This window comes from Sulfitobacter sp. HI0040 (assembly GCF_001634885.1).
Classification (GTDB): Bacteria; Pseudomonadota; Alphaproteobacteria; order Rhodobacterales; family Rhodobacteraceae; genus Sulfitobacter.
The window spans coordinates 1-4,016 of record NZ_LWEX01000175.1; the positions used below are offsets into that span (position 1 = coordinate 1).

4 protein-coding genes and 1 pseudogene are annotated in these 4,016 nt (G+C 65.9%); 1 reads left to right on the forward strand and 4 read right to left on the reverse strand.

The window, feature by feature from the left end; genetic code table 11:
* The 3 genes from A3728_RS11310 to efp form a co-directional block, all read right to left on the reverse strand.
* Window positions 1–685: CobW family GTP-binding protein (locus A3728_RS11310; protein WP_150120743.1), on the reverse strand; the 685-nt coding region annotated here is incomplete at its 3' end.
* Window positions 682–2,307, reverse strand: coding sequence for an amidohydrolase (locus tag A3728_RS11315; RefSeq protein WP_067923597.1), 1,626 nt, complete (start codon window positions 2,305–2,307; stop codon window positions 682–684). The genes A3728_RS11315 and A3728_RS11310, both read right to left, overlap by 4 nt.
* Window positions 2,308–2,570: 263 nt before the next feature.
* Entirely contained in the window at window positions 2,571–3,134 is a 564-nt protein-coding gene (gene efp, locus A3728_RS11320) for an elongation factor P (RefSeq protein ID WP_067923600.1), read from the reverse strand.
* A gap of 220 nt (window positions 3,135–3,354) precedes the next feature.
* Between efp and A3728_RS11325 the strand changes: the two genes are divergently transcribed.
* Entirely contained in the window at window positions 3,355–3,675 is a 321-nt protein-coding gene (locus tag A3728_RS11325) for a DUF6280 family protein (RefSeq protein ID WP_067923603.1), read from the forward strand.
* Between the two features lie 66 nt (window positions 3,676–3,741).
* Here A3728_RS11325 and A3728_RS23455 read toward each other — a convergent pair.
* A pseudogene (locus A3728_RS23455) lies at window positions 3,742–4,016 on the reverse strand (cobalamin biosynthesis protein CobQ); the annotation flags it as partial.

Sequence of the window (4,016 nt, forward strand, 5' to 3'; positions counted from 1 at the left end):
CGAGCCGCGCGCGCAGGGGGGCCAGTTCCATGGTCTCGCCGTTCTGCACCTGCCACGCCATGTACCGCGCATGACCGCCCAGCCCGCCCCTGACGGGCATGTCCGCCGGGCGTTGCCCCAGCACAAGGGGCGCCAGCGCCGCGACCTCCGCCAGCACCGCCACGGGGGCGGCGCTCTCAGCCGCCAGACTGCGCGCAAGGTCATCGGGCAGCACATCGCTCTTGGAGATCAGCAGGATATCCGCCGCCGCGACCTGCGCGCGCACCTGCGCCCCGATCCGGGCATCACCCGCTTGCACCGCGTAATGCGCCGCATCCACCACGGTGACGACCCCGCCATAGACCAGTTCCGGCTCTGTCTCCGCCACCTGTGCGATGCGCGCGGGGTCGGAAATGCCCGACGCCTCTATCACCAGATGATCCGGACGCTCCGCCCTGTCCAGCACGTCGCCCACGGCCTGAAACAGGTCCGCGCCCATGGTGCAGCAGACACAGCCATTGGCAAAGGTCAGCGTATCCTCCTCGCGGGAGGTCAGCAGCGCCGCGTCGATGTCGATTGCGCCGAAATCGTTCACCATGATCATCACCCGCAGCCCGTGATCCTCGGCCAGCAGCCGGTTGATCAACGTGGTCTTCCCGGCCCCGAGATAGCCGGAGATCACCGTGAGCGGCAGCCGCCCGCTCACAGCAGCTGGACCTGCCCGCCGAACACCGTGCCAAGGACGGGCACGTCCTTCAGCGCCATGGTGTCCACTTCCACCGGGTTCTGCCCCAGCGCCACGAAATCGGCGCGCTTGCCGACGGAGATACTGCCGATCTCGCCATCCAGCTTCAGCGTATAGGCGGCCCCCATCGTGATCGCGAAAAGCGCCTCCTCCACCCCGATGCACTGCGCTTCACCCAGCACCTCGCCCGACATGGTCCGCCTGTTGACGGCACACCACGCGGTGAATAGCGGCCCCATGGGCGTGACCGGCGCATCGGAATGGATGGCGATGGGCACGCCCGCGTCCAGCGCCGTGCGCACGGCGTCCATCCGTTCTGCCCGGTTGCGCCCGATGGTCAGCGCCACATGCTGATCGCCGAAATAATAGATGTGGTTGGCAAAGATGTTGCAGCACAATCCCAGTTCGGCCGCCCGGCGGTAGAGGTCCCGGTCCATCATCTGGCAGTGCTGCAACACATGCCGGTGACCCTGCCACGGATGGGCGCGCAACGCCGCCTCCATCGCGTCGAGCGTGACCTCGGCGGCCTCGTCCCCGTTTACATGGACATGCATCTGCACGCCCGTCCGGTGCAACTCCATGACCAGCGCGTGGATTTGCTCCGGCGCGGTGTTCCAGATGCCATTGGGCTGCCCACCCACATAGCCCGGCGAGCGGACGCGCGCCGTCCAGCCCTGAATGGCCCCGTCCGTCATCAGCTTGACCGCACCGAGGCGCAGCCTGTCGGTGGACCGCAGACCGATGCGCCGGGCGCGCTCCGCCACGGTGGTGGGCGCCTCCAGCGCGCCGAGCGCGGGAACGATCCGCAGGCCAAAGCCCGCCTCCCCGGTCACGCGCAGCATCACCTCCAGATCGGCGTCCTCCATCTGGGAAAACAGGTCCGTCACCGTCGTCACCCCCGCACGGCGGGCGACCTGCGCATAGGCACGGATGGCGCCCTCCTCCTGGCTGAGGCCGCGAAAGTCGATGCCGAGCCGCCGCATGATGGGGAACATCGCGGCCATCTCCTGCAACTCGCCGGTGGGCTTGCCGCTGTCATCCTTGATGACGCCCTCGGCATTGGTCGTCTCGTCATAGCCCACAAGGTCGAGCGCCGCCGAGTTCACGCACATCAGGTGGAAGTTGGAATAGATGATCGCGATGGGCCGCTCCGCGTCGATCAGGTCGAGATGCCTGCGCGACAGCCGCTCTTCGTCGAGGAAGATGGGATCGAACCCCCAGCCCACCAGCGGCTCCTCCGGGGCCAGCCCCCCGGCGTAGTCGCGCAATCCGCCGATCACCGCGTCAAGGTCCGTAAGCCCGGGCCAGAGCGTGCCGTCGGGATCGATCCGGTCGTGATAGCCCGCATAGGCATAGCGCCACATGGCCCCGGCCATCAAATGCGCATGACCTTCGACAAAACCGGGCATCAGCACCGCATGGGCAAGGCTGTCGTCATGGGTCACCGGCCCCCATGCGTCCGCGCAATCCGCGCCGCCCACGGCGAGGATCTCGCCATCGCGCACCGCCACATGGCTGGCGCGGGGGCGGTTGGGGTCCATGGTCAATATCTCGCGGGCGGCAAAGACGGTGATCGGGGCCATGGTTCCTCCTCGGGGTATCGGGTGACGCAGGGGCAGACTGGCCCCTTCCCGCCGGAGTGTCGAGGGTGCATCACCACCCCCGGGCCCCCGCGCGCGCCCTGCTTCCAAATGGCTCAAAATCCCCGCCGGAGGCTTCCGCCGCCGCGATCACGCGCGCCGGCGAGGTAGGCTCCCCCCGACTCCACGAACGCCCGCCCCCTCCAACGCAAAAAGCCCCGGCGTTTCACCGGGGCCTCTGGGCGCTCAGACGTCGTGACGTCACGTCAGGCGCGTTCGACGTATTCCATGGTTTCGGTGTTCACCACGATGTCCTCGTCCGGTCCGACGAAGGGGGGAACCGACACGCGCACGCCGTTGTCCAGCAGCGCGGGCTTGAAGGAGTTGGCCGCCGTCTGGCCCTTCACCACCGGCTCGGTCTCCACGATCTTGCAGGTGACCTTCTGCGGCAGCGAGGCGTTCAGCGCCTCCTCCTCGTGGTATTCCACCACGATCATCATCCCGTCCTGCAGGAAGGGGCGACGGTCGCCCAGCAGATCGGCAGAAAGCTGGACCTGCTCATAGGTCTCGGTATCCATGACGACCAGCATCCCGTTGTCTTCATAAAGAAATTGCTGATCTTTCTGCTCCAGACGCACACGCTCGACCTTGTCGGCGCTGCGGAAACGCTCGTTCAGCTTGGAGCCGTTTCGCAGGTTGCGCATCTCGACCTGCGCAAAGGCGCCGCCCTTTCCGGGCTTCACGTGGTCGACCTTGACCGCCGCCCAAAGGCCGCCGTTGTGTTCCAGCACGTTGCCGGGGCGTATCTCGTTTCCATTGATTTTAGGCATGTGGCAGAACCATGGCAAAAGGTTGATGATGTATCGACCCACCCTATATATCGGGGTAGGACTCCCCGCAACCCGGCGGATTTCGTGCTGCACGTGCAGCGAGGTATGCAGCATTTGCAATAGTGATATGCAATCTAGCTGTATCCGAATCGCAAACGTTCGGTCATAAGGGGCGCCACGCCGAAATGACAAGAGCAAGAATAAACGAAAGGACGACGAGATGAAGGATTTCGTTGATGGCACTGCCTTTAACAACGAGCAAGGCAACCGTGCCCGCAAACTTTTCGCCGCCGTCGTACTGGCGGCGCTGGATGATGCCATTGCCGACGACAAGAAATACGGCAACGGTCCCGAACAGATCGCCCGCTGGGCGCGCTCCCGCGATGGCCGCGAAGTGCTGAGCTGCGCCGGCATCGACCCCAACGAGCGTGTGGTGGCCGGGCTGATGGAATTCGTCGGCAAGGGCGTGCGGACATCCGTCGCACTGTCCCGCGAGGAATCGGAGCGGCGCCACGCCGCCCAGCAGGCCGAAGCGGCCTGATCCTCACCGCATGACTTCATTGAAATGCGCGGCCCTCCGGGGCCGCGCATTTCGTTTGCGCCCCCCTCAGTTGCCGAACACGAACAGCCAGACCTGCCCCACCATCAATTCCGCCGCCAGCAGCAGCGCGGTAACGCCCGCCAGCACCCAGCCCGGGCGGCGTATCCAGATGATGACGGCACAGACGGATGCGAGTGCGGCCTCCAGCGGCGCGATCCAGAGCGCGCCGTGCGACCGGTCCCAATAGCTGTAGGGGCTTTCGAATATCCAGCCTGTCAGGGGCCAGAAATGGGCGCGCCCGTCATCGTGGTGCAGCGGCAGGTCGAACAGCAGGTGCAGCA

Bases quoted from the DNA above. Each gene is read 5' to 3' on its own strand.
- A3728_RS11315 (WP_067923597.1), bottom strand. From the start codon at position 2,307: ATGGCCCCGATCACCGTCTTTGCCGCCCGCGAGATATTGACCATGGAC.
- efp (WP_067923600.1), bottom strand. From the start codon at position 3,134: ATGCCTAAAATCAATGGAAACGAGATACGCCCCGGCAACGTGCTGGAA.
- A3728_RS11325 (WP_067923603.1), top strand. From the start codon at position 3,355: ATGAAGGATTTCGTTGATGGCACTGCCTTTAACAACGAGCAAGGCAAC.